This window comes from Acinetobacter sp. NIOH-H-8 (assembly GCF_046635365.1).
Classification (GTDB): Bacteria; Pseudomonadota; Gammaproteobacteria; order Pseudomonadales; family Moraxellaceae; genus Acinetobacter.
In genome coordinates, this window is sequence record NZ_JBHDVN010000004.1 from 1 (window position 1) to 24,997 (window position 24,997).

At 38.0% G+C, this 24,997-nt stretch carries 18 protein-coding genes and 3 pseudogenes; 9 read left to right on the top strand and 12 right to left on the bottom strand.

The window, feature by feature from the left end:
• Window positions 1-117 precede the first annotated feature (117 nt).
• Window positions 118-489 (bottom strand): annotated as a pseudogene (locus ACEWB7_RS03095) (SulP family inorganic anion transporter); the annotation flags it as partial.
• A 1,039-nt stretch (window positions 490-1,528) separates the two neighbouring features.
• Here ACEWB7_RS03095 and ACEWB7_RS03100 point away from each other — a divergent pair.
• The 4 genes from ACEWB7_RS03100 to ACEWB7_RS03115 are packed head-to-tail and all read left to right on the top strand — an operon-like array spanning window position 1,529 to window position 6,323.
• Complete coding sequence (locus ACEWB7_RS03100; RefSeq protein WP_005006358.1) at window positions 1,529-2,542, top strand: nucleotidyltransferase; 1,014 nt, start codon at window positions 1,529-1,531, stop codon at window positions 2,540-2,542.
• A 9-nt stretch (window positions 2,543-2,551) separates the two neighbouring features.
• On the top strand, window positions 2,552-4,210 hold the full coding sequence (locus ACEWB7_RS03105; RefSeq protein WP_005006360.1) for a ThiF family adenylyltransferase: 1,659 nt from the start codon (window positions 2,552-2,554) through the stop codon (window positions 4,208-4,210).
• Window positions 4,195-4,695, top strand: a complete 501-nt coding sequence (locus ACEWB7_RS03110; protein WP_005006362.1) for a Mov34/MPN/PAD-1 family protein — start codon at window positions 4,195-4,197, stop codon at window positions 4,693-4,695. The genes ACEWB7_RS03105 and ACEWB7_RS03110 overlap by 16 nt, the downstream gene beginning before the upstream one ends.
• A 2-nt stretch (window positions 4,696-4,697) precedes the next feature.
• Entirely contained in the window at window positions 4,698-6,323 is a 1,626-nt protein-coding gene (locus ACEWB7_RS03115; protein WP_005006366.1) for an SAVED domain-containing protein, read from the top strand.
• Window positions 6,324-6,469: 146 nt separating this feature from the next.
• Here ACEWB7_RS03115 and ACEWB7_RS03120 read toward each other — a convergent pair whose 3' ends face one another.
• Window positions 6,470-6,796, bottom strand: coding sequence for a hypothetical protein (locus tag ACEWB7_RS03120; protein ID WP_005028412.1), 327 nt, complete (start codon window positions 6,794-6,796; stop codon window positions 6,470-6,472).
• A gap of 145 nt (window positions 6,797-6,941) precedes the next feature.
• Here ACEWB7_RS03120 and ACEWB7_RS03125 point away from each other — a divergent pair.
• A pseudogene (locus ACEWB7_RS03125) lies at window positions 6,942-7,651 on the top strand (IS5 family transposase); the annotation flags it as partial.
• A gap of 178 nt (window positions 7,652-7,829) precedes the next feature.
• Here the strand turns inward: ACEWB7_RS03125 and dfrA44 are convergent.
• From dfrA44 to tnpA, 6 genes are all read right to left on the bottom strand, one after another.
• Entirely contained in the window at window positions 7,830-8,342 is a 513-nt protein-coding gene (gene dfrA44, locus ACEWB7_RS03130; RefSeq protein ID WP_031380727.1) for a trimethoprim-resistant dihydrofolate reductase DfrA44, read from the bottom strand.
• Window positions 8,343-8,438: 96 nt separating this feature from the next.
• Window positions 8,439-8,747 (bottom strand): thymidylate synthase, encoded by a 309-nt coding sequence (thyA, locus tag ACEWB7_RS03135; protein WP_047939843.1) that lies wholly within the window; start codon window positions 8,745-8,747, stop codon window positions 8,439-8,441.
• A gap of 123 nt (window positions 8,748-8,870) precedes the next feature.
• Window positions 8,871-9,650, bottom strand: coding sequence for a hypothetical protein (locus ACEWB7_RS03140; RefSeq protein ID WP_031380729.1), 780 nt, complete (start codon window positions 9,648-9,650; stop codon window positions 8,871-8,873).
• An 82-nt stretch (window positions 9,651-9,732) separates the two neighbouring features.
• The gene (locus ACEWB7_RS03145) at window positions 9,733-11,379 is read right to left on the bottom strand and encodes an IS66-like element ISAba17 family transposase (RefSeq protein WP_099143666.1); all 1,647 of its coding nucleotides are present in this window, start codon (window positions 11,377-11,379) and stop codon (window positions 9,733-9,735) included.
• Between the two features lie 74 nt (window positions 11,380-11,453).
• On the bottom strand, window positions 11,454-11,789 hold the full coding sequence (tnpB, locus tag ACEWB7_RS03150) for an IS66 family insertion sequence element accessory protein TnpB (protein ID WP_000618090.1): 336 nt from the start codon (window positions 11,787-11,789) through the stop codon (window positions 11,454-11,456).
• Window positions 11,786-12,214, bottom strand: a complete 429-nt coding sequence (tnpA, locus tag ACEWB7_RS03155) for an IS66-like element accessory protein TnpA (protein ID WP_000364662.1) — start codon at window positions 12,212-12,214, stop codon at window positions 11,786-11,788. The genes tnpB (ACEWB7_RS03150) and tnpA overlap by 4 nt, the downstream gene beginning before the upstream one ends.
• 82 nt (window positions 12,215-12,296) lie before the next feature.
• Between tnpA and ACEWB7_RS03160 the strand changes: the two are divergent.
• Window positions 12,297-12,518, top strand: a pseudogene (locus ACEWB7_RS03160) (IS5/IS1182 family transposase); the annotation flags it as partial.
• 145 nt (window positions 12,519-12,663) lie between these two features.
• Here the strand turns inward: ACEWB7_RS03160 and ACEWB7_RS03165 are convergent.
• The 4 genes from ACEWB7_RS03165 to ACEWB7_RS03180 form a co-directional block, all read right to left on the bottom strand.
• Entirely contained in the window at window positions 12,664-14,040 is a 1,377-nt protein-coding gene (locus ACEWB7_RS03165; RefSeq protein ID WP_005005738.1) for a hypothetical protein, read from the bottom strand.
• A 3-nt stretch (window positions 14,041-14,043) separates the two neighbouring features.
• Window positions 14,044-19,269 carry an AAA domain-containing protein gene (locus tag ACEWB7_RS03170; protein WP_005005740.1) on the bottom strand — a complete coding sequence of 1,742 codons (5,226 nt, stop codon included), beginning with the start codon at window positions 19,267-19,269 and terminating at the stop codon, window positions 14,044-14,046.
• A gap of 894 nt (window positions 19,270-20,163) precedes the next feature.
• On the bottom strand, window positions 20,164-20,970 hold the full coding sequence (locus tag ACEWB7_RS03175) for a hypothetical protein (RefSeq protein ID WP_010591556.1): 807 nt from the start codon (window positions 20,968-20,970) through the stop codon (window positions 20,164-20,166).
• A 228-nt stretch (window positions 20,971-21,198) separates the two neighbouring features.
• A complete protein-coding gene (locus tag ACEWB7_RS03180) occupies window positions 21,199-22,443 on the bottom strand; it encodes an LPD1 domain-containing protein (RefSeq protein WP_411580432.1) in 1,245 nt (414 codons plus the stop codon).
• 137 nt (window positions 22,444-22,580) lie between these two features.
• Between ACEWB7_RS03180 and ACEWB7_RS03185 the strand changes: the two genes are divergently transcribed.
• From ACEWB7_RS03185 to tnpC, 3 genes are all read left to right on the top strand, one after another.
• On the top strand, window positions 22,581-22,964 hold the full coding sequence (locus ACEWB7_RS03185; RefSeq protein ID WP_411580433.1) for a transposase: 384 nt from the start codon (window positions 22,581-22,583) through the stop codon (window positions 22,962-22,964).
• Window positions 22,961-23,296, top strand: coding sequence for an IS66 family insertion sequence element accessory protein TnpB (gene tnpB / locus ACEWB7_RS03190; RefSeq protein WP_180112098.1), 336 nt, complete (start codon window positions 22,961-22,963; stop codon window positions 23,294-23,296). Before ACEWB7_RS03185 ends, tnpB (ACEWB7_RS03190) begins: the two co-directional genes overlap by 4 nt.
• 74 nt (window positions 23,297-23,370) lie before the next feature.
• Entirely contained in the window at window positions 23,371-24,975 is a 1,605-nt protein-coding gene (gene tnpC, locus ACEWB7_RS03195) for an IS66 family transposase (RefSeq protein ID WP_411580434.1), read from the top strand.
• Window positions 24,976-24,997: the final 22 nt, after the last annotated feature.

Genomic DNA, 24,997 nt, shown 5'->3' on the forward strand with positions numbered 1-24,997 from the left:
CAATACCAGCGCACAGCCCAAAGAATGATTTCGCCCTGAAAATGCCGACCATGGAAAGGATTCATATGCTGCACCTTTAGCTAAAACAGTCTTCAGCTTACCATTCGTGGTTATTTGCAACAGTGCCATCACGACTGACTTTGATACAAACCGCATCAGAGCACCTAATTTTAGATAACCTGCTAGGATTTGAATAAATCCTGTCAAAATTGTGGCTGCTAATAAGTATTGCAGACCATGGTCTTTAACCAGTGTGACCATTAATAAAGCCATTGCACCAGTTGCAGCAGAAATCATACCAGGGCGACCACCTACGAAAGCAATCACAACTGCAATACAGAATGAAGCATATAGCCCGACTTTAGGATCGACACCTGCAATGATGGAGAAGGCAATTGCTTCAGGAATTAGAGCCAAAGCAACAACAATACCCGCAAGAACATCCCCGCGAATATTGGAGAACCATTGTTCTCGAATAGTGGATAACATGAAAATAGCCTATTTTTTTAAATTTTAGGAAAGGCTAGTGATGTGATATATGACACACAAGCTACTACACCACATCACTAGACAGTGATGAGTTATTTACTGAATTAAGAGGTAAATAAACTTATGGTGGCGTAAGTGTCATATTAAGAAAGATATCTATTTTGGAGGATTTCGGGGGCAATGATAGCAGCTAGGTCCTTTTATATCCACCCTAGCCGCAATTTGAAAGAAAATATAGGACACTTCTGCAAATAAAAATTTGAGTCAATGATGTTCCCTTGAAGAAATGGATTTGAACAACCATCAAAAATAGCAGTTAAAGACAGCTACTTTTATTTTGTACATGCTTATTTTATTGGGATTGCGCTTAAGTGATATAAATTTTACAAAGGGTAGATAAAAATTGATACTTTTTCTTAGATCAACACTTTAGTGTAACTTTAGAGCATAGTCTAAAGTAACAGAATGAATATTCTACCCCCGATAGAAACAGCCGTACTCTGGGGGGAGATTTTTTTGATGTGCAGGTGCCGACCCTTACCAGAAGGCACTGTTGAAAATAACCACGAATCGTAAGCTGAATACTCTTTTAGCTAAAGGAGCAGCATATGAATTCTTTCCATAAAATTTAGGCTTGTATACCCAGAAAAATGTGGAACTTCTTAGGTTTCATACATGAGGATTTTGATAGGCTCACTGACTATTTTAAATTGTGTGCCTTAACTCTCTGTTCTAAAAGGCTATTCAGAATTTTTAGACTGTTTATTTTGAACATTCTTTTTACTCTGTGGTGGCGATGCCGTAATTGGACCTTGCAAGATGCATGGTCGTGTATGGGCGATGTCCAGAAAGAATTTGACTCAAAACTATTTTAGTTGGGAAGGAATGCTAAAAATTGGAGATTGATACATCTCATCGTTTGTTTAAATATTTTTTGATTAAATTTTCCCTTTAAAAATTCTATTTTTTTTAATGTCTTAACTTGTATTTAATATAGGAGATCCCCATAACAACAAAAGCACTACAGGAATACAACAATATGGCGAATCCACAAAAACACTATGCTAAGTTCCACACAAATATTCGATTAGGTCGTTATGACGAAGAAAGTACATTACGTGAAAAACGTGACCTTTTGATTAGCACCTTAAAAGATGAACTCAAAAAGGATCCAAATGGTCCTCAATTTGTTGAATACTTTAATCAAGGTAGTTATGCCTTGGGCACAGGGATTAAGCCTAAGAATGGAGATTATGATATTGATGTAGGAGTTTTATTAGATTGTGACAAAGAGGAATATGGCTCAGTAGAAATTAAAAAAATTGTTAGAGATGCTTTAACTCATTCAAATAGAACTGTAACGATCAAACGACCTTGCGTAACTGTCACTTATCTCAAAAATGGTAGTCCCGATTATCATGTAGATCTGCCCATCTACGCTGAAGACGACAAAGGCAATATGTATCTAGCTCGAGGTAAGGAATTCTCCTCTGAAGACCTTAAGACTTGGGATATTTCAAATCCTACTGAACTTACCGATACAATTTTGGGAAAATTTGAAGATGATTCAGATTTACGTCATCAGTTTAGACGATGTACTCGCTACTTGAAACAATGGCGAAATGAGAAAGGTCTAGATTTTTTTAAGAGTATTGCTATCACTACAGCTGTATATGAGCATATAACAGCTGAAGATTATGAGAATGATAATAAGGTATTACTTTCTATAGTAAATAATGTATTAGATCAATTCACTACCTTTAGCATTGATCCAGAAAATAACGAGTATTACTTCAGACTCGTAATTAATTTACCTGCACATCAAGGTGTAGACTTACTCGAAAAATTGACCCGAAAACAAATGGAGCACTTAAAATCAAAACTTGAAGATTTAAAATCATCTTTAGAAGCTGTAAATGAGGAAACTGATACAGTAGAAGCTTGCAAAATTTTAAATAAAACTTTTGGAAGACAATTCCCTATCCCTGAAATACAAGAAGTGTCCGAACCAGTAGTACAAACTTATTACACTCAAGAAGGAAAATCTGCTTAGGAAAACTCAATGTTTTTTGATAACCCAAAGTTAGACAATATTGAAAAGCTATTAAGTGAACATGGAGCTCAAAATATCCATGTCACTTCTATTACTAAGGATTGGGTTAATCTAAAATTTGATTTTCTCATTAATACACAACAGGTTTGCCTTGGTCTAATTTTTCAAAATAGAGCTAATTGGACGATACCTCCCATTTTTAGAATATTGACACGACCAATGTCTGCCTTAGATCATGTGAGTCAAAGTGGGGAAATTTGTACTACGGATCATCAAGGTGAAAACTTTGAAGGCTATAGACATAAAGAACTTATTACTGAATTCTTTGAAAGGGCTATAGATATACTCAAGCAATCTTTTATTAATTTTCAATTAAACAACCGAGTAAGCTTGTATAACGAACTAGAAGGATATTTAGGCAGCACTCAAAATATAAATGAGGATGTAATATTACATTGCGACCCTACTTCTACATTTAATTTATATGGTTGGTTAAGAAAATCATCAAAAGGGAATCATCAAATATTAGAGCATATTGATGATGGCGATAGTTCTTACATAAACCACAACCAGCTCACAAAAGTAAAAATTCATAAGATATTATTAGAAGATGCTTCTGTTTTCCCCATACCAGATATAGGAGATTATTTTAATGAGGACTATTTTCTAAAAATTGTTAATACCCTCTCTAATGAGAACAAACGATCTTTGTTAAAACAAGGCAATCATTATGCCCTAGTGGGAATTCCAAATGAACATGGATTTGCTTATGTGATTTTTTATTATGCCATTTGGTATTCTTTCAAAGAAAAAGTATCCTTCAAAGGCTTTAAAGTCTCTTTAACACAAAGAGCGTGGATAGATTATTTATTAAATAGAACGGGGCAAGAGAAAAAAACAAGACATATAGCGATTATCGGATGTGGGGCTTTAGGCTCAAAGATTGCAGAGATATTAGCTCAAACAGGCGTAAATAAATTTTCTTTCATAGATCCAGAGCTTTTAAAAACAGATAATATTTATCGTCATTCTTTAGGTTTGCAGTATGTTAATACCTATAAATCTACTTCTTTAGCTAATAAGTTTTTAATAGAAAGGCCCGGATTAACTATTTTTCCATTCGTAAGCCATGGTGAAAGCTGGATAAAATCAAAAATTACTGAAGATATTGATACTATCATCATAGCAATTGGCCATACTCCTACTGAGATTTCTCTCGTAAAAACTATTTATGAAATAAGTGCAAACATTCAAGTAATAATAGGCTGGTTAGAACCTTATGATTTAGGTGGACATTTTATTTCTTTCAATAATAAACATGTAGGATGTTTAAACTGCTTATATTTTGATGAAAAATCAAATAAAAGTCTTACCCCTATGTATAAATATGTACAATCTGGACAGCTAATTGCTAAAAATATTACAGGGTGTGCTGGTGCATTTACCCCCTTCTCTTCTTTAAATTGCATGAAGCTAGCAAGCTATATTTCTGAATATGTCCTGAATCAACAATTAGGATTTGTTTCTATTTCTGGCGACAATCAGAATGCAAATAAAAATGGAATAATTACTACCCCTTTTTATAATTCAGTAAATAATTCAAATGGAATTAATATATTGAATTTAAAAGAAATTTATAAAGAAGTATGCCCATGTTGCAATACATAACTCAAGGGAGGATTAAATGTGACACACCTACAGGCCAAGTCTTTATTATTCAAGCAAATGTTTTAAAGAGTTTAAAGCAATTTATACAATTAGAATCAGATTCTCCAGAATCGGGTGGCATTCTAATTGGAAGAACAGACATAGAAACTAAAGCTAAAATCATTGAAAGCTTTACCTCTCCTATGGAAGGAGACTGTCAAACACGTATGTCTTTCTTTAGGTCAAAGTCCCACCAATATGCTTTAATACAAGCTTGGAACGAATCTAAAAAATTCTATAATTTTCAAGGCCTATGGCATACACATCCTGAAGATGTACCAACACCCTCTCCAACCGATTTAAGGGATATAGATACTGTTCTAAATGGCATTACCAATCTTAATGACCCAGTTTTATATTTAATAATCGGAAGAGTAAAAACTGGAATCTGGATTGGTAGAAAAAATTTTAAAATCAAACTGTTAGGTTATATTGAGTTAAATTGAAAATGCAACTAGACCCATCCCTAAGTTTACAGACTTCTTTATCAGCAATAGATGATTTATCAAATGCAAATAAATATATAGAAGAAATTTTAAAGCATATTTGTATAGATTCATTAGGTGTATTAGTTGATGAAGAACGTAAAAATATAATTTTTGTCTTATTGAAAAATAAAAGCCCTGAAAGTTTTTTCCGTATAATTCTCAATTATGATGATACTTTAACTTTTGTCCGAAGATTGCTTGCCAAAAAAATTTCCATTTATGCACGCTTTCTTCAAGGTCACATAATTGATGCCCACACTCTACATGATTTTGAAAAGTTAAAAGAAACATGGAATTTAACCTCCTCTCAAGAGAGCGAAGTTAAAGATGTAGATTTTGTTCCTAGAAAGATTCCTAAACAAAAACCAAACCCTGTAAACCAATTAGAATATTTCATAAAAAGAATTTTTGATTTTGAGCATCTTACAGGTAGGGGTAACGATTTATCTGAAAAAGATAAAAACCAGATTTATCTCTCAAGTCATGGCCGATGTATGTTTAAAGGATGTGGTGCAAAATTAAACATAGATGAAATAACTGGATTTGAAGGTACATATGGCGTTTTAGCTCATAATGTTGCAGCATCAGAAAATTCTACTCGCGGTATCCCCTTCTTCTCATATCAACTATCAGATGATCCAACGAATATTTTATTATTATGTGAAAAACATCATAGGTTAATTGATAAAGTTGCTGGCGCAGAATATACAGCTTCAAGACTCTCGCAAATGAGAAGTAATTTCACAGCACAATGCGAAGATTTATTAGATTCTTTAAGCTTTACTCCTATGCCAGTGTATTTATTTTTCTGGCCCGTGAATCGCAATATTCCTCAGTCTCCTTCACGACGTGATATTGCAAGCTGCCTTCTCCCATTAAAATCTATTTTGCATAAAGATAAGACACTAATTCATGAACCATTACCAGCTCATTTAAGAGCTTCAGCTGATGAGTTCTATAAAAAGTATTTTTTAGAAGAATTTGAAGTTCAAACAGAACAATTACTTAGGGAAACTAAATTTGATGATAAGAGAGTAGCTATTTTTGGCTTCGGCCCTATGCCATGCCTAATAGCATTAGGAAGTAAATTAGGAAATAAAGGGAAATTTATACCTATGCTTATGTATAGGGATGGAAGTTGTTGGATGTGGCCTGATCTTATATGTACAACCAAAGCGTATGAAATTAATAATTTCAGTGAAATAGAAGATTGTACTGAAATTACTATTAGATTGAATCTCACTGCTGATCCAGAAACCTCTAAAAATAAGGCTGTTGAATTAGGACATCCGGTAATTAATATTACTGCTAAACCAGAATATATGGGGAATGGAGCAATAAGAAATCCTGAACGAGGACTAAGTTTCATGCAAGATATTCATGCGTTATTTCATAGTCTAACAGATAAAGGAATTACCAAAATTCATGTCTTACCATGTGCATCCAATGCTGCTTGTATATGGTTTGGACAAGCATTTGATCTGCATCATCCTGAAATGGTTATTTATGATTACTTAAATAATTCAATGGTTCCAAGACTTCAAATTCGAAATAATGGAAGCAAGAATGAAATCGCTGTAATTTAAACAGTATATTTGATAGTACTTTCATACCATTAGATTTAAATATGACATTAGTAAATGGAGTTTAGCTCTAATGGGGCTTTGTTGCATAAATATCTAAGACTATGATTTTGTTTAATTTATTTTTGGATTAAAATTTAAACAAATCCTTAAAAATCAGTATCTTGAAGAATGTTTATACAACAAAGCCGTTTTAAACTAAAAAATGTTTGTAATACTATTTTATTTAAATCACTCTGCGATCTAGGTATTAAATTTAAGACTTTCCATGGTTTTAAATAATCTTGCAGATTTTTTTGTGGTTCGAGAATATTTAAATCTTTATTAATATCAAAATTTGAGGGAATTCCATTTGTATTTTTTGCTAATAATTCCTTAACTAAATTTGTTGGAATAGCTCCATTTAAATGAACGTGTAAATCACCCTTAGGAAGATTCACTATCATATCTTCATTAATTTTTTGTAGTGCAGACATAAGTGTAGAAATTAATATAGCTGATTGAATTTTATCATAAAATCTATTTCCAAGTTATTTATTTTTAAATTTTTCTATTTCAATTCTGAATGGCTTTGTTGCACAAACCTATCTGTAAAGGGTTTTTCAGCGATATAATTTTCAAATGAAGAAGCCTACACACAAAATCTACCGCACAACCAATTGGCCCGCATATAACCGAGCACTCATGAGTCGAGGAAATATTGCCATTTGGTTTGATCCTGCTACGCAATGATATGCTCCATCAAAAGGCAAACAAGGGCGAAATCAAATCTACTCCGACGCAGCCATCCAATGCTGCTTAATGATTAAATCCTTATTCCGTCTGTCTTTACGTATGGTCACTGGCTTTGTGCAAAGTCTGATTAAACTTTGCGGATTAAATTGGATAGCTCCAGATTACACCACGCTTTGTAGAAGACAAAAGCATATTGATATTGTAATCAGCTACCAAAAAAGTAGCGATGGGCTGCATCTACTCATGGACTCTACAGGCATGAAGTTTCTAGGTGAGGGCGAATGGAAACGCAAGAAACATGGACCTGAATATCGTCGCCAATGGCGTAAACTTCATATTGGTATAGATGCTAAAACCCTACAAATACGAGCAGTTCAGCTTACAACCAATAATGTCAGTGATTCACAGGTGCTTGGTGATTTACTTAATCAGATTCCACAAGATGAGCGGATTGACTCTGTTTATACCGATGGGGCTTATGACACCAAGCAATGCCGTCAGGTCATTGCAGATCGGCAAGCGCATGCGGTGATTCCACCTAGAAAAAATGGAAAGATACAAAGAGTAGCTCGCTAGAGCGAAATGAATTACTTCGTAATAATCTGAATACTTTACATGACCTTGTTGAAGGGAAGATCTCTTTTAATCAATATAAAAAAGAATCTTCTGATGACAGAATCGCATATAAAAAACGTTTAGAAGAAGAACAAAAACGTCAAGAAAAATTAGCTCAGGAGTATATGCATAATTGAATCTTTAATTAAAAATTATTCTTCATTTTCTATAAGTTGCAAACTCAAAAGCAATCCCAGTTTTGTCGTCGATATGTTGTTCGGAAAAAACTTTTTTGAATTCAGCAGGAATTTCCGGGTAGAAGGCATGACCTTGTACATCCAGTTCGACATGGGTCAGTTCCAGACGGTCAGCAATACTCATTGTCTGTTTGAAGATTTCACCACCCCCAATAATATAAATAGACTCCGGTTTTTCTGACGCTTTTACATCTGCAACAGCTTGGTTCAAGGCATCTTCAATCGTGTGTGCGACTTTAGTACCTTCAAAAGACCAGTCTGTATCACGGGTAATGACCCAGTTGACACGTTTAGGCAAGGCACGTCCCATGGATTCAAGGGTCTTACGTCCCATTACAATTACACCGCCCTGGGTGATTTCCTTAAAATGTTTTAGATCTGCTGAGATATGCCAAGGCAGGTCATTGTCCTTACCAATACAGCGCTGCTGATCCATTGCAACGACATGAACGACTTCTAAATCCTGAAATGCCATACCCACACTCAAAAACAAGTAAAAATTGTTCCTATTAAAACGCAAAATCCCACTTTAAGCAAAGTGGGATTTTGATTTTCTTGGGTTTGGGAAAAATTAAACCGTGACAGGCGCTTTAATTGCCGGATGGGATTCATAGCCGACAATTTCAATATCTTCAAATTTGAAATCGAATAGATCTTTAATTTCAGGATTCAGTTTTAACTGACATAGACCTAAAGGCTCACGACTCAGCTGAAGTTTGGCTTGTTCAAAGTGGTTGGCATACAGGTGCGTATCACCACCCGTCCAGACAAAATCACCGACCTCAAGCTCACAGACTTGTGCGATCATATGGGTGAGCAGAGCGTAGCTGGCAATATTGAAAGGGACACCTAAAAACTTTATGCCCCTAATTTTTTGCATAATATGCTTGGATAGCTAGTGATTAGATCCATACTCTGAATGTGCATTTTTTATTTTGCACATTCAGCTTGTCAAAAAATTCCTTAAGAAGGACTGATTTTGAGATTAGTCTTTTTTAATGAATTAAATATATGAGCATACACGCCAGTTATAACTTGGTTCCCAAGTTACAGTACCGTTTTTAATCTCCATACCTTTGTATTGCCATTTATCATTTACCTTAATTTGTCCAGTAGAACTGTCTCCAATTCCACGTAAGTTAATCTTGATATTTTTACCATCTGGAGAAACATCTTCAAGCTTAGCTACAATGTCACCAAATCTAGCAGCGGCCAAATTGGTCATATAAACATTATCTACAATTCGTTTATCAGGCATCGCCTCTATATATTTAGAATCAGTACATATGGTTTTACCTATATCATTTTTAGTGGGCGCATTTGCGATAGCTTTTTTATCAAAATCTTTCCATTTAGCTAAAGCTGCATCCCTCTCTTTGCGCCTTTCATCTAAACGTTGTTGTTCTTTAGCAGCAAAGGTTGGATCTACTTTATTTTTTAATACTATTTCTTCATTTGTTTGAGGTTCTAAGAATCTTTGAGCATATTGCTCGACAGGGAGAACTGTCAGATTAAAACGATACCTATATCTTTCACTTGGTGTACCGTCAGGTTGAACCTGTGTTGCATTAGCCAATACAGCCCAAACAAATTCATTATTCACTTTGCAAGCAAAAGTACCTTGAGACTTATACTCTCCATCTGGGAAAAGTACATAAGGTTCAAAATAATATTTATTTCCCTCGCGTATTGTTCCACCTTGTTTTGCACAAAAAAGATTTATGACTCTACGAGGAATACGCCAATTATTATGTTTGAGTAGTTTATTCGCATATTGAGGCATTTCATAATAATAAAAGTATGAGTTATTTCCTTTGCTACTGACAGTTTCACTGTAAGCATCCGCTGAACGCGATCGCCAAGTTTTAACGGGGTTCAGGTTTCCAGCGGTGAGGTAGTAATTCTTCTATTTGGGGCACTTTATGTGTTGGCAACCTTTTCAGCACATCACTTAAATAGGCATACGGATCCAAGCCATTCAGCTTTGCTGACTGGATTAAAGTCATGATATTGGCAGCTCGTTGACCACTGCGCAGCGAACCTGCAAATAGCCAGTTCTTACGCCCCAAGGCCCAGGGACGCATTTGGTTCTCTATCCAATTATTGTCAATGGGTAGATTGCCATCATCCAGATAGCGGCTTAAAGCAGTCCAACGTTTTAGGCTGTAATTGATCGCCCGGGCGGTTGGAGAACTCGATGGCACCGTCAGCTGATGTTGGTTGAGCCATTCATATAGTTGTTGCATGACCGGTTGACTATGCTGTTGTCGGTATTCGCAGCGGTCTTCCGCTGTACCATCCGTCTTTTTTCTTAATTCTGCTTCTATCGCATATAATTTCTGAATCAGCACTAATGCCTGTTCAGCGACCTGACTTTTCTTGGTCACATGTAGTTCATGGAATTTACGACGTGCATGTGCCATGCAGCCCACCTCAATGACCTGACCTGATCTAAAGCGTGCTTTATAACCACTGTAATCATCACAGACCAAATGACCCTGCCAGCCTTTCAGGAAGTCTTCAGCATGCTGGCCAGAACGGCTATCTTGAAAGTCATAGTTCACTGCCTGAACTGGATTGTACTGTGTGCTGGCATAGGCCCAGACATAACCTTTTTTGGGCTTTTTCTCATTTTCACCCATCTGCATGACCGTCACCGGTGTTTCATCTGCATGGATCACCTGCTGTTGCAGTACCACCTGTTTTAAGGCATTGGCCAGAGGTTCCAGTTCCACCCCACAGCGGCCAATCCAGTCAGATAACGTTGATCTAGACAGATCAACACCTGCGCGTAGAAAGATTTGACGTTGACGGTACAAAGGCAAATGATCGGCATACTTTGACACCAGCACATGGCTAAGCAATTCAGGTGAAGCAATGCCTTTATCAATCACATAGGCTGGCATCGCTTGCTGAGTCAGAGTGTCACACTGATCACAGACCCATTTACCACGCACATGCTGTTCCTTATAGAACTGTGCCGGTCTGAAATTCAGTTTTTCACTGACATCTTCACCGATACGACGCAAGGTACAGCCACAACTGCATTGTGTTGATTCAGGTTCATGCTCAATACGGAGGGTGTGTAGATGATCTGGCAACAGCCGACGTTTAGGTTTGTTGACTGGGGCTTTCTGTGCAGCTGCATTGGTTTTATCTGCATTCAGTCGTTCCAGTTCCAGATCAACCGCTGCAATATCTTCTTCAACCGCTTCATCCCAGAGATGGATTTGTTTTGCGGTTAGATGTTCGTTTTTACTGCCGAATTTATGCTGTTTAAATAGTGCAAGCTCATGCTCGTATTTTTGATTGAGAATAGAAAGATGTTGAACTTTAGAATCTAATTGCTGATTGGTGACTTCAAGATGTTGAACTCTGGCATCTAATTGCTGATTTGATTGTTCCAGTTGTTGTTTAGATTGTGCCAGAGACTGATGCTGCATCGCCAACTGTCTGGTAAATTCCAGCAGTTGTTCATGGGTCAGTTGGCTTAAATCAGGCAGCGTATTCATGACCGCAGTATGCCTGAGGTCATGATGCAGAGGAAATAGAACGTTTGGAGAATAGCAGAATGGATGAGCCTGGTTTAGAGCATTGTTACCACTTGCTGCAGTCCGATTCTTTGCCAGGGCAAACCCTGGATCAGTGCCTGTAACTGCTCCGGGCTGATCGCCATACTTTCACCCTGGTGAACTTTAGCCCAGTGGAATTTCCCCTGTTCCAGCCGCCGGGCACACAGCCAGATACCCAGTCCATCATGCACCAGCACTTTCATACGATGGCCACGCTTATTACAGAACAGGTAAGCGCAATGCGGTTTGATGTAGCCAAAGGCTCTCAGCACCTGAGCCATGGCTGTATCCATCCCTGCACGCATGTCCATCGGCTGGGTAGACAACCAGATCTCATCAATACGAATCATTGAGTCAAACCCTGGATCAGCAACAGTAATTCAGTTACTGACTCCACCGGCCAGTCGATCTCGATCATCTGATCCCTTGCGGAACTTGGTGCCTCATGTAATGGAATCCTGATATGAGCGACAGCTTTCTTCTCTGGCACAGGTGGTAGAGGTGCTTCTTGTTTGACTGGAGTCGGGTGAAGAATGACCGGAAGAAAGTCAGTCTGTGGAATGGATGGGGTTTTTAATGCAGGGGGCATTGATCTGGACTGACGAATCCATTTATGTAGCAGATTGGCATTGATCTGATGTTGCATTGCTACCTTGGCCACTGATGTATCTGGCTGCTGGCATTGCTGAATAAGTTGATGTTTAAATTCAGCTGTGAAGGTTCGACGGGGCTTTTTTAGCGTTGGTGCACTGTCTATAACTGTCTTTAAATCCATAAATAGGTGTCCACTTAAATTTAAGTGGACACTATCGCGGTATTAATGAGTTAGAAAAAGTGGGGTTCAGCGGACGCTTACATTACTTCGAACAATTAAACGTTTAGGCAGGACACTATGGAAAAAATGGTCAGGCTATCATCGGCGAAGTTTGGTTGAAACTAAGATGCATTGCATCAAATTATTAGGAGATAAACTCAGTGCAAGGAGTTTTGATAGCCAAGTGAATGAGATCCATGCACGTGTAGCAGTCCTTAACAGATTTACGGAATTAGGTCGACCACTTACCCAAGTTACGCCTTAAATTTGGCTCAATTAGGGGCGCTTTGCATTTCAAATCTTTGTGCAACAAAGCCACTTCAAAGTAGAAATGTCTGGTCTGGATTGTTGCCACTCTAATTTGAGTTTAAAAAAGCTAGCAAATCTGCTAGCTTTTTAAGATGATTATTCTATTTTTTAGAATTTAATAAACCAAAGAAGTTCTCTCCATCGTTCTCTAAGTCTTCAAAAAACTTATAAAACGATTGGGCAATAGCCTTATTTTTGACAATAATACCCACAGGCACTGTTGTTAAAATATTTGTGGATGAATCACTAACGTGAATAATCAAAACACAAAAAGAGTCTTTCATAACCAAAAGCTCAAAATTACCGTCAAAAACTACACTACTTTCCTTAAACGTTAGAAAGTGCTTGGCTCCTGCCTCAGCTGTGATTAGTTTTTTATAACTTGCGATTGATTGTTTATCATTTCTGTATGCCACTGGTAAGAAGCATTTAAAGTTTTTGGTAATTGTGGTTGTCGATAAACGATCAATAAAATCACTAAATCTATCTGACTTACCCCAAAATTCATCTGATGGAGCTAACCAATACAGCTGTTTATCATCATTATTCTGGTCTTGATATTGTTTGATTGTTTTGAAAAACAGGTCTGAATTTTCCTTAGAATATATTGGCCCGATAAAGTATTCATTGGATTTGTGTTCTAGCTTAAATAAGCGATCTAAATTAAGCTTATTCTCGCTAAAAATAGATTCAACTGAAAAAGTATCCTCCATATCTAATTCATGGAGTACCTTTAGAATATCCTCAATATTTTGTGGCTTCTTAGCTGATCTAAGAGCAGCGTAAAGAGAATCTTCGATTTTGTTAAGATTTTCCATGTGATTAAAATCACTAATCTCTGTAGGTGTATAATTCTCATCAAGCGTCAATGGTAATGTAAAACGACGAGAATGGTCTCGCAATTTTTCCACTTGGCTCATTTTATACAGTTGCAGCTTCTTTTCATCCACTGATGGATTCAACTTAACTAATCCTTGGCTGAAATAAAATCGAAAATTTTTCTGAAACTCCTTACTAACCAAAGACTCACCATTTGAAAGGTATTGGTTAGAAGCATCTAATTTAATTGAATTTGCCCCATTGTCAGATGCGTTGGGATTAACTGGCTCAGGATTCAAGCCAATCATCTCAAAACTCATCTTTTGAATATTGTCCTCAATCTTATTTACATAAGGAATTGCACAAACATCCGAGAATGCTTTCTCAAGTCGCTGAGTCAGAGCAAATCGATCATCTTCAAGATGTTTTATCTGCATTTGTTTTAATAATTTAGTTAATAGCACATCTGTTTCATGATTAGATAACCCTAAGAACCGCGCTATTTTTTCAGCAGAAAGTGGTGCAATTACCAATAGGCGCAATACCATAGAATCAATAAAATCTAAGGTATCTGTTGTGGTATAGCTAAATGCCACATTGAATAGTTGTGATGGCAATGTAACATCTACGTCATGATAGCTTCTTAGTGAATTTTCCATGAGTTATACCCCTGCCTTTCTATATTTTTTTGATCTATTTTTATTAATGTGCGGATTGTTTTGTACTATTTTGACAATGGCGCGTTTTGAAATATATCGATATTCTAAAGTCTGATTTTCACGGCACTTGATGTAATTTAATACGCGTCCTAAAGGTAAGTTACTGTTGACTCCTTGCCACATTTCTGACGCACCAAAGATTACAAGACGATCCATTGCGCGAGATAAAGCCACGTTCACACGATTTGGTGACTTCAAAAATGCAGGAAACTTAGTTGGATCATTTCGCGTAACTGAGAGAATGATGATCTTATTCTGTTTACCTTGATAACTATCCACCGTATCAATACGCACAATTGATCTCAATGCATCTGACACTTCACACAAAGAGAAGGCTTTTCTTAACCGGTTTTTTTGCTCAGCATAGGTACAAATTACACCAATAGCAGGCTCTTTAAGGGAATCAGGCTCTGGCACTAATTTATTTAACAAGAGTTTGTCTTGGTCAATCCGCTGAAGAAAATCGATAATTTCATTAATTTCATGTGGGTTATAAATACTACTACCTTTCTCCATTTTGAAATGCTCAGCATTCCCAGTATCCACCCAAGTAACTGTTGAATTCAATTCTATTACGATGTCGGATGCATAGTTATCAGGCACAATCCGCTTTAACTTAATTTCTTTCAGCTCTTCATCACTTAAACCACGAGAATCGACAACTTCAGTTTCAAGTTTTCCTTCATAAAAACAGTCTGAAACTAATTCGCCGATGCTCGGACTCATTCGGTACTGTGACAAGAGTTCTGAACTAGCCTTTAGTCCATAATGTGAATTAAAGATACGGCCAAAGTCGCTTTGTAATTTATCTTCCAAATCATCATCTGATATCTTAAGTTGCTTAGCTAAAGCCTTTATATGATCGCTCGAATATAGTGGAGGAAGTTGGTCTTGATCCCCAACTAATAAAATACGTGCACCTGACTGCATTGCAATTGCCAATTCTGAAGCGATTGAACGTGCTGCTTCATCAATAATCACCCAATCAAATACGTGATTGGCGATTCCAATACTTTGTTGGCCAACACCAACGCATGTGCCACAGACTAATTGCCTTGTTTTGACCAGAAAACTTTCATAATTAGCATTTTGGCTTTCAATTAATGGTTCATAATCTAGGGCAATATTGATCAAGGCTTTCGCTTTAAGTCCTTCCTCATTAGATACCCCGTAGTATTGATTAAGTGCTGCGAACGTAATCATGTCGATCTTATTTAACTGGTTTAATACTGTTATCTCTTTATCATTGATACAGTCTTCCAGTTGATCCCAAAAGTCTTGATTTCCGTCAAACATGCTCTTCAGCTTATGCATTGCTGATTTGAAAGCCTGGGTATACTCTTCTAATGAGAAACTAAACTTTTGATCAAGATCATCTTGGTCGATTGACTGATACGCAGATTTAAGACTATTTAAAATAGTGACTCTGATTTCATAAAGATCGCTCAAGTATTCAGCTTCAAGTGATAAATCTTTTGCAAGCTCAAGCACTCTTTCTTTAATATTAGACTTAAACAGCTCTATCTGGCTCGTAATAATTGAGCCTGTATAGACATCTTTTAATTCAGGAGACACAGCACTCTCTTTATTGCTTATTCGAGCAATACTTAATGGTGTGTCATACTCTGTGCATAGCTGACGTATACGCTCAACACTTGTATTTACAGCTTCGTGCGACTGACTAACAATTAAGATGTTAGATACATTTTGTTTATCATAGAGATAGTGAGCCAGTATAGAGATAAATTCAGTTTTGCCGGTTCCTGGTGGTCCCTTTAATAGTGATACAGGTCCATACTTAAGCACATTACGGAACGCTTTACGTTGTAATGGATTGAGGGCTTTAACCAATTCCCCATTTTTGTATTTGTTATAGTGATCTAGATCTTCATCAGGCACTTCAATCTCATAATCTTTTGCTTCAATCACTAATGATGGTTCAAAGTAATCTACGAGATTTTCAATGACAGCCTTATTACTCAGAATATTTGTCAGAGCATCTGCACGTTTCCGATTAGATGACTTATCTGCCTTGCTTTGTAGAAACAGTGTTGCTTCTTCAGGAACTTCATTTGTTTTTTTACAAAAATCGATCCACAATTCTCCGACTTTTGATTGCGCAATATTCACCGTACCTATGCAGAAAGTGTAATCACCTCCCGCCCCAGTTTCTTTAGTGCACATTACATCGACTTTATCGGTCTTTGAAAATTTAGCTGAAACATCTTCTGCAGAGTCATAGTATGCAATAGCACTCTTTGAATCTTTAAAATGTTTGCTCGAAACTATCTTTAACGGCTCAGACAGAGTGATTGTAGGATGTGCATGACGCTCAGTCGCCATGACTTTTTTCCACAACTCTTTCGTTTCAATATCAATTAAGTGGCTATGTGTAGGCAGATGACTCATTGGCTGTGCCATAAGCTCATCAGTAGCTATAACATCGCCTATCTCTTCTTGTAATGCTTTTTGTTCACGCAGAGCCCGTAATGTTTCCTCTTTCTCTTGAGTCCTTTTGAGCTGTGCTTGCTTAAACTGTTCAATAGCATCCTTAAAGTTTTGATCTTTTGCTAAGAAGTCATTTAACTCTACAATGTTGTCACGCTTACTCATCCCAGATATCGGGTGGACTTCAATGCTAACATCAATAGTCAGATCTGCATCCCTACTAGCCTTCCACCACAGGTCTTGTTTTTTGACAAAATCAAGGAAACTTAATTGATTTTCATGGGGCTTATAAAACCCTTTTAACATGCCATTGATTCCGCTAAGTGTAAATCGAAAATCCCCCTCACTTGCTGCCTCAAGTTGGATATAAACTTTGCCGTTTTCGGGATAAATCGTAAAGGGCGTCTCAACCTTACTTGTATAAATACTAATCTGAGGAGCTTCTTTTACAATAGCACCCTTACATTCAAATGCCTCTATAAAGCGAGAATTATCAATATAGCGTACACTTGGATCTTCCATTCCTTCTATGCTCAAGGCTGTATTTAGCCAGGATAAAGTAGGATCCATTGAAGCCACATCATCCACAGCCAAGTCTATATCGTATAGATCTGCGATTAATTTCAATGCAGTAAAGTTGTCACACTGAATGACTGTTGGATCTTCAATATCAGATGGGAAATAAGCATTAGAAGAATCAGGTTGTGGTACTTCAGGATGGAAGCAATCATTAAAACTAACTTTCAAGTTTGTTTTATCTACTAGAATCTTTTCATCATCCAAGTTTCCATGTTGAAAGCCATGCTCATGAAATTTTTTCAGAGAATGCAATAACTGAAGTGAAAGTTCATTTTTTTCATCCTCAGTTAAGCCCTCAATAACCGTTGACCAAGCTTCACCCTTTACCATTTCAGTTACTAGATACACACATGCTGTGCTAGTTGATAAACCAAAATCAATAATCTTAGGAAGGTATGGCAAATTGAGAGCCTGCGTCATTTTAAGTTCTTCAAAGAATCGCTTAAAACAACTCTTTTGATAAGTTGTCATTGCAGATGCAACTTTACCCATCCATGTTTTGACTAACATGTTGCCTGATGCATAGAGTGTAAAATTTTGGTTAGCATCAATAGGCGCGCCAAATATCGGGTAACTGATATAGGTATTTGTCTGATTTAAATATGGATTCAGTACATCTGCATCAAGTTCATAACTAACTTGTTCAGCAGGTTTTTGAGCTAAGAAATCTTGGAATACTGCACATGCATTATCATATTTCCCTGTCAAAGCTCGTGTTAAAATACGCTCTAACCAGTGGTTCTGATCTCGCTCCTCAAGACTAAATTTTTTCAATGAACGTGGGCTCAGTCGAGCATTCTTCCAAATATGAAGGATTAACTGCCCTAACCAATACACATCCTTTTGTGCAGCTGTCAGCGCAAGATTCGGAAGATGAGCTGTTGTATTCAAAAATGGGAGTTCGTTAGCCAGTTCAGGGTCAATTTTCGAGGGCTGTGTTTGATCATTTGCTGCCGAAAAATTGGATAGCAATATCTCCTTTTTATAAGAGATCCACACACTATGATCACCCACATCACCATGAGTAATTCCCATTTGATGTAGGTGATTAAATTTACCAAGCAAAATCTGGAATAAATCCAATTTCTCAGATTCAGACATTTTCTCAGCATAAGCGCCGATGAATTCGTTGACTCGATAGCTGTTCTCAGGCAACTCATACAACTCATTATATTTTGATGTCATGTCATCAAGACTTGGGTTTGTAATCGGGTGCAAACAACTTTGATAAAGATCAGGCTTTTCTGTTTTAATTTTTTGGAAAACCCGGCGCTCATTGCAGATCAAGTTGAATCGATGTTGAGGCTGACTCATTCTTGAGTTACTCAACTTGAATTCATTAAAATCCCAACAACGCATTAAAGATTTTTCACCAACGATGGTCAATGAATGCGCTTTATACTCGCTATAAATCTTTTTAGGATGCGGTAAGATCAAGTCACCTCGTTCATGATTATTAATAATCAAAGAGCGTGGTTGAATTTGGTCAGGCGCAAAAATTTCATCAATAATGGCGTGATATTCTTTTTTAATATCATATATGCGACCATCACGTTCCAGATGCTTGCGGAACATATTATTAAAATTCTTCTGTTGAGCTAATTGTATAAACTCATCTATCGAAAGAATGTGCTCTAAATCTTCTGGAGGCAGGCGCGAATAATCTGCTTTACCACACATGACAACAAAGTGAGAAACACTTTGGTAATGAAATGTAATGCCCTTAGCTTTCTTTTCTGAAACTTTATCCTTTAGTTTATTAACTATAATTTGCATTTTTTTTACATTTTTAGCTACAGGGCATGAATCTTGCTCTTTATTACCTACGTACCATTTTCCTGCAACTTTTGTAATTTCCTTACCGTTCCAGTCCTTGAATTCAATGACCAAAATGTTTGCATGAGTAATAATTAGGAGATCATATTCAAATTTCTCAGAACTACCTTTCGCTACTGCTTTTTTTCCATTTTTATGCATAAATTCAAAACCAGCATATGCTCGCCAGTTTTTAGTTTTTTCGCCACGATCAAAGACCTTTTTAATCTTATCAATTGCTTTGAGTTCGTGCTCGTATATACCTGTCTCTGGATATGTAACTTTCATATTAAAAGATTCTTTATTTAAAATGTCTTGCTTTTGCACATACAACAAATAAGCGTCAAAAATGATGCTAAATTTTTATTAACATAAAGTAATGCTATATGTACGGTGTCTTTTAGAAAAAATACTTAGCGTAAGAATTTAGTTTTTTCAGGTTGATGGTTAGTTTGGCCAAATAAGCCCTCCGAAGGTTTTTTATATTCAGTTTAGGATTGTATTTAAAATAAAGTCTGCCAAATATTTTGGTGTAAAACCTGAGTCTTCTAGCACGATCATCATTTAGATGATCTAACTCAATCATTCGTTTAAGCAAAACGTATTTCACTTAACGGTTCATAATGTGACTTATATTACATTTAATTTTTGAGTATTCAAAATTATTTTATTGAATTATAAGAAAAAAACTTAAGGAATTCCTTAAAATTTGATGACAATGGTCATATCTCTAATCACTAAAAAGACCAAAAATAGATATCTACCCATATCTCTCGGACAAATTAACTCTATTTTATAAAAGTATCAATAAATTCATTAGGTTCATGAACCAAAAATTTATAATTATTTTTTTATTTATATAAGTTATTGAAAATAATAAATAAAATTATTAAAAGTTTTATTAACTAGACTTCAGGTGAACATAAGTTAAAGTTCGAATTAAAATGAATAGGGTAGTCGCAATTTCCAAAAAATGACAGCTCATGTGTCGTTTAGATACTAACAATTTGTTTATTATAACAAATCTTAAGCATGTTAGCTGTCGTCATTCTTTGATACGGTCTACGTACTACCGTACAATCATCAGCTATATTCATGGTGTTACTTTGCATAATTTACATTTTCTGCATTCAAACCAATCAATCCAAAATTACGTGCACGTTCGAGACACATAAGCTGTCATTGACGACACATGTAATGTCACTGGTTGCGTTCGTGCGTCTATTTCCGTTGAACTATGCTATACCTTGAATAGCCAGCTACTCGGTTCACTGAAATACTGACCGACACGTTAGATTTCAGTTTTAAATCAAAATAGCGATCAATCGTCACAATTAGATGTTTTACATAATCAAAAACTACATATGTTAAATCCTTTAAATCATTGTTCTGGTGTGCAACTTCAATAAATTCTGAAAACAACGCTACACCTGTTTCGTTGGCCAGATTCGCTAACTGATTATCCAATCCGGCAATTGCCGTTAATTCTGATGCAATCACCACTTTATGCATTGCTGTTTCCGCTTCAATGCCTTTGTACTCAATCCCCTTGTATATATAGACATCGTTTTCTCGTTTGCCTTGGTTCCAAGGGTTATCCGTACCATCCAGTCTAGGCATGCTGTACGGTCGTTTTAGTTTTGCTGGAGGTGTTTGTTTAGCGGTGACTTCATAAAGGTTAAATACGCAATCTGTGTAGCGTTTAAGGCTATGGTATGTCAAAGCTTGCTGTTTGGCGGTCAACTCCCGTGGTGATACATGATTCACCAAGGTTTTGAACATTTCTAATGATTCTGGTGTGAACGATCCATCTTTTTTTGCATTGTCCATCAGGTCTTTTTTAGCCCATTTATGCTTTAGTTTTTCCGCTTCAGCATCAGATATTTTCTCTCCCCGATACACGTATCCACGCGCTGCGTTTGAATACTCAAAATCTGCTCGTTTTACTGCCTTGTAGACCATTGTTTTTGTCATTTGTTTTGCACCAGTTTTTCCCATAGTTGTGGCGACCGCTTGAGGGCTTAACACGTACCCATTCTTTTTCGCTTCGGTCGTAACACCAAAACTCGTACCCTAAACAACAACGTTTATTCACGACATAGCGGTAGGTGTTGCAGATCGTAAGCATATTCTCAGTGGCGTTAACTTCCCAAGGTTTAAACGCAATAAGCTCTGTTATTGCTTCCCTGTAAAGTCGTGTTGCTTTGGGATTATTGAATAAGATCCGTTCTTTTTTTGAGGTCTTAGTGATTGCATTCATTTCGTCCACGACCTCACTAATGCTTTTAGCCAATCATCCATCAAATCAACTAAAATTGCCCGTTCTCTGCCTGTTGGATATGCGCTTAACTTCATATTCCAACTATTTGCCGACTCTTCTGTGCCGTGCACCAAAAACCCATTTTGTTGATCATTTTCAGCCAGCTTATCCGTCACCCAACATTCAAACAGTCTGGCAAAGATTTCTGTTGGCTGTGACCAATACATTGACCGTGATTGATCTAGGTGCATGGCGTTATTCATAAAGCCCGTACCGCCTTGTCTTTCTTCGTAATCAAGGTATTTGGTTGACTTAAAAGTAAGATAATTAACCAGCTTGATAAACTTATCTGCAGTCTGGCCATCTTTAAGATGTTTGTATGCTGACTCTTGATGATTCTGTACTGAGTAACGCCCTTTACTGGTGTAAAGAAAGTATTCGCTAAAAAAGTTATTATTGAGTCCGTTTCGTTTTGCCAAAACACAATCAAATCCGTGCGCGAACTCATGGGCTAGTGCTCCAACACCTTGCGTCTTGGTCAAATGAATAAGCATATTACCTGGTTCAAAGTGAGCTGCTGCGCTATCAACGCCTGTGCCACGCGAACCGAATGCTATTCCTAGCTTACCGCCTAAAGATGCGAACGTAACGGGTAGACCTAGAAGTTCGACAAGATCCATTAGTGAGTCATACGTGCAATTCAGAAACCATGCACGTTCCTTTTGATTTACCCAATTGCCGAACTCGACTCCAGAAAATTTGAAATAGTCCATAAGCAACTGGCTATCGATGTTTTCACCCTTTCGATGGTCCTTACCCTCGCGCACTTCAACTCTGTCGTAGCGCGGTCTTTTGGGTGGTTTTGCGCGTCCTTTTTTGGGTTCTATGACTCGTTCATCTAAAATTGGCTGAAAAAATGTTTTTACTTTTTCTAGTGCTGCATTGAATGTGTCGTATTCCGTCCAATCATCTAGTGTTTGAAACCGCTTTGCTGAAATGGATTTAACGGCATACCACTTATGTTGACCAGTCTCAGTGTTTAATAATTTTTTGGCACCATAATTATCCGTATCAAGTACACGATCGTCTGGCCATCCTAAAGGGATTAAGTTTTTTAAGCGTAAACGTGTGTCTGAACTAAATGATAGTGGGTGTTTAACTCTGCGATTGGTATGTCGTCCAGCTGAGTAGCGTTCTAAAATATCTTTTTCACTTCGTCCAGCACCAAACTTAACGGTCATGTACGCATTAAAGTCGTCTGTCAGTTGTTCTAAACGTTCGTAGTGTGAGCTGTAAGCATCCGGCTAACACAGCCTTACCAAGCGATCCTATAAGCCTTAATTTAGTTCCCACCTAAAAACAAGTGGGGACTTAATCCATGAACATGGATATATATTCAGCAACACCTCCTGTTGCTAAAAAACGCCGAAAATACAGCAAAGAATTCAAACTCAGTATTGTCAATGCCTGCAAAAATCCTAATACCTCGATCGCTTCGGTCGCACTGCAACATAGTATTAATGCCAACCTTGTCAGTCGTTGGATCAGGATCTTCAGCCATCATGAGGGTGCCGTGCAGGATCCTACTCATGTGAATCCAGCATTTATTGCTTTGCCTTACACTGCTGCAATCAGCCAACCTATTGATGAGCGGATCACGTTGTGTATCACCGTGCCTCATACGAATAATGATATTCAGCTAAAATGGCAGACATCAGAAATACCTGTCTTGGCAGAATTACTCAAGGCACTGGCAACATGATCCGTATCAATGAAATTTGGCTCTCTACCCAGCCCATGGATATGCGAGCAGGAATGGATACTGTCATGGCTCAGGTGGTGAGAGCCTTTGGCTACATCAAACCGCATTGCGCCTACCTGTTCTGTAATAAACGTGGTCATCGTATGAAAGTGTTGGTACATGATGGACTGGGCATCTGGCTGTGTGCCCGGCGTTTGGAACAGGGTAAATTTCACTGGGCGCAGGTTCACCAGGGTGAAAGCATGGCGATCAGTCCGGAACAGTTACAGGCACTGATCCAAGGTTTGCCCTGGCAGCGCATTGGACGACAGCAGGTGGTGACGATGCTTTAAACCAGGCTGTTCCATTCTGCCATCCTCCAAACGTTCTATTTCATTCTCTTCATGACCTCAGGCATACTGCGGTCATGAATACGCTGCCTGACTTAAGCCAACTGACCCATGAACAACTGCTGGAATTCACCAGGCAGTTGGCGATGCAGCATCAGTCTCTGGCACAATCAAATCAAGAATTAGAAAAATCAAACCAGCAATTGGATGCCAAAGTTCAGCATCTTTCTATTCTCAATCAAAAATACGAGCATGAACTGGCGCTGTTTAAAAAGCATAAATTCGGCAGTAAAAACGAACATCTCACTGCAAAACAAATCCACCTGTGGGATGAAGCGGTTGAAGAAGATATTGCCGCGGTTGATCTAGAACTGGAACGGCTAAATGCAGATAAAACCGATGCAGTGACACACAAAGCCAAAACCAATAAACCTAAACGTCGACCACTGCCAGATCATCTACACACCATCCGTATTGAGCATGAACCTGCATCAACCCAATGTGCTTGTGGCTGCCAACTTCGTCGTATCGGCGAAGATGTCAGTGAAAAACTGCATTTCAGACCGGCACAGTTCTATAAGGAACAGCATGTGCGTGGTAAATGGGTCTGTGATCAGTGTGACACTCTGACTCAGCAAGCGATGCCCGCCTATGTGATTGATAAAGGCATTGCTTCACCTGAACTGCTCAGCCATGTTTTGGTATCGAAATATGCCGATCATTTGCCGCTGTACCGTCAACGTCTGATCTATCAGCGGGCGGGAATCGTACTTTCTAGATCAACTTTATCTGACTGGATAGGTCGCTGCGGTGTAGAACTGGAACCTCTGGCCAATGCCTTAAAAGAGGTGGTGCTGCAACAGCGGGTGCTGCATGCAGATGAAACACCGGTCACCATCATGCGGATGGGTGAGAATAATAAAAAACCGAAGAAAGGTTATGTCTGGGCCTATGCCACCACACAGTACAATCCAGTTCAGGCGGTGATCTATGACTTTCAGGATAGTCGTTCAGGCCAGCATGCTGCAGAGTTCTTGAAAGGCTGGCAGGGCTATCTAGTCTGTGATGATTACAGTGGTTATAAAGCACGTTTTAAATCAGGCCAGGTGATTGAGGTGGGGTGCATGGCCCATGCACGTCGTAAATTCCATGAACTGCATGTGACCGGGAAAAGTCAGGTTGCTGAACAGGCCTTAGTGCTGATTCAGAAACTGTATGCGATAGAAGCAGAACTCAGGAAAAAGACCGATGGTACAGCGGAAGACCGCCGCGAATACCGACAACAGCATAGTCAACCAGTGATGCAACAACTATATGAATGGCTCAACCAACATCATCTGACAGTGCCATCGAGTTCTCCTACCGCCAAGGCTATCAATTACACTCTGAAGCGTTGGCCAGCCTTAAGCCGCTATCTGGATGATGGCAATCTACCGATTGACAATAATTGGGTCGAGAATCAGATGCGTCCCTGGGCGTTGGGGCGCAAGAACTGGCTGTTTGCAGGTTCGCTGCGCAGTGGTCAGCGAGCGGCAAACATCATGACGTTAATCCAGTCAGCAAAGCTGAATGGCTTGGATCCGTATGCCTATTTAAGTGATGTGCTGAAAAGGTTACCGACACACAAAGTGACCCAAATTGAAGAATTGCTGCCACACTGCTGGAAACCTAAATCGAATTAAAAAATAGGTATGGGATTCAGCG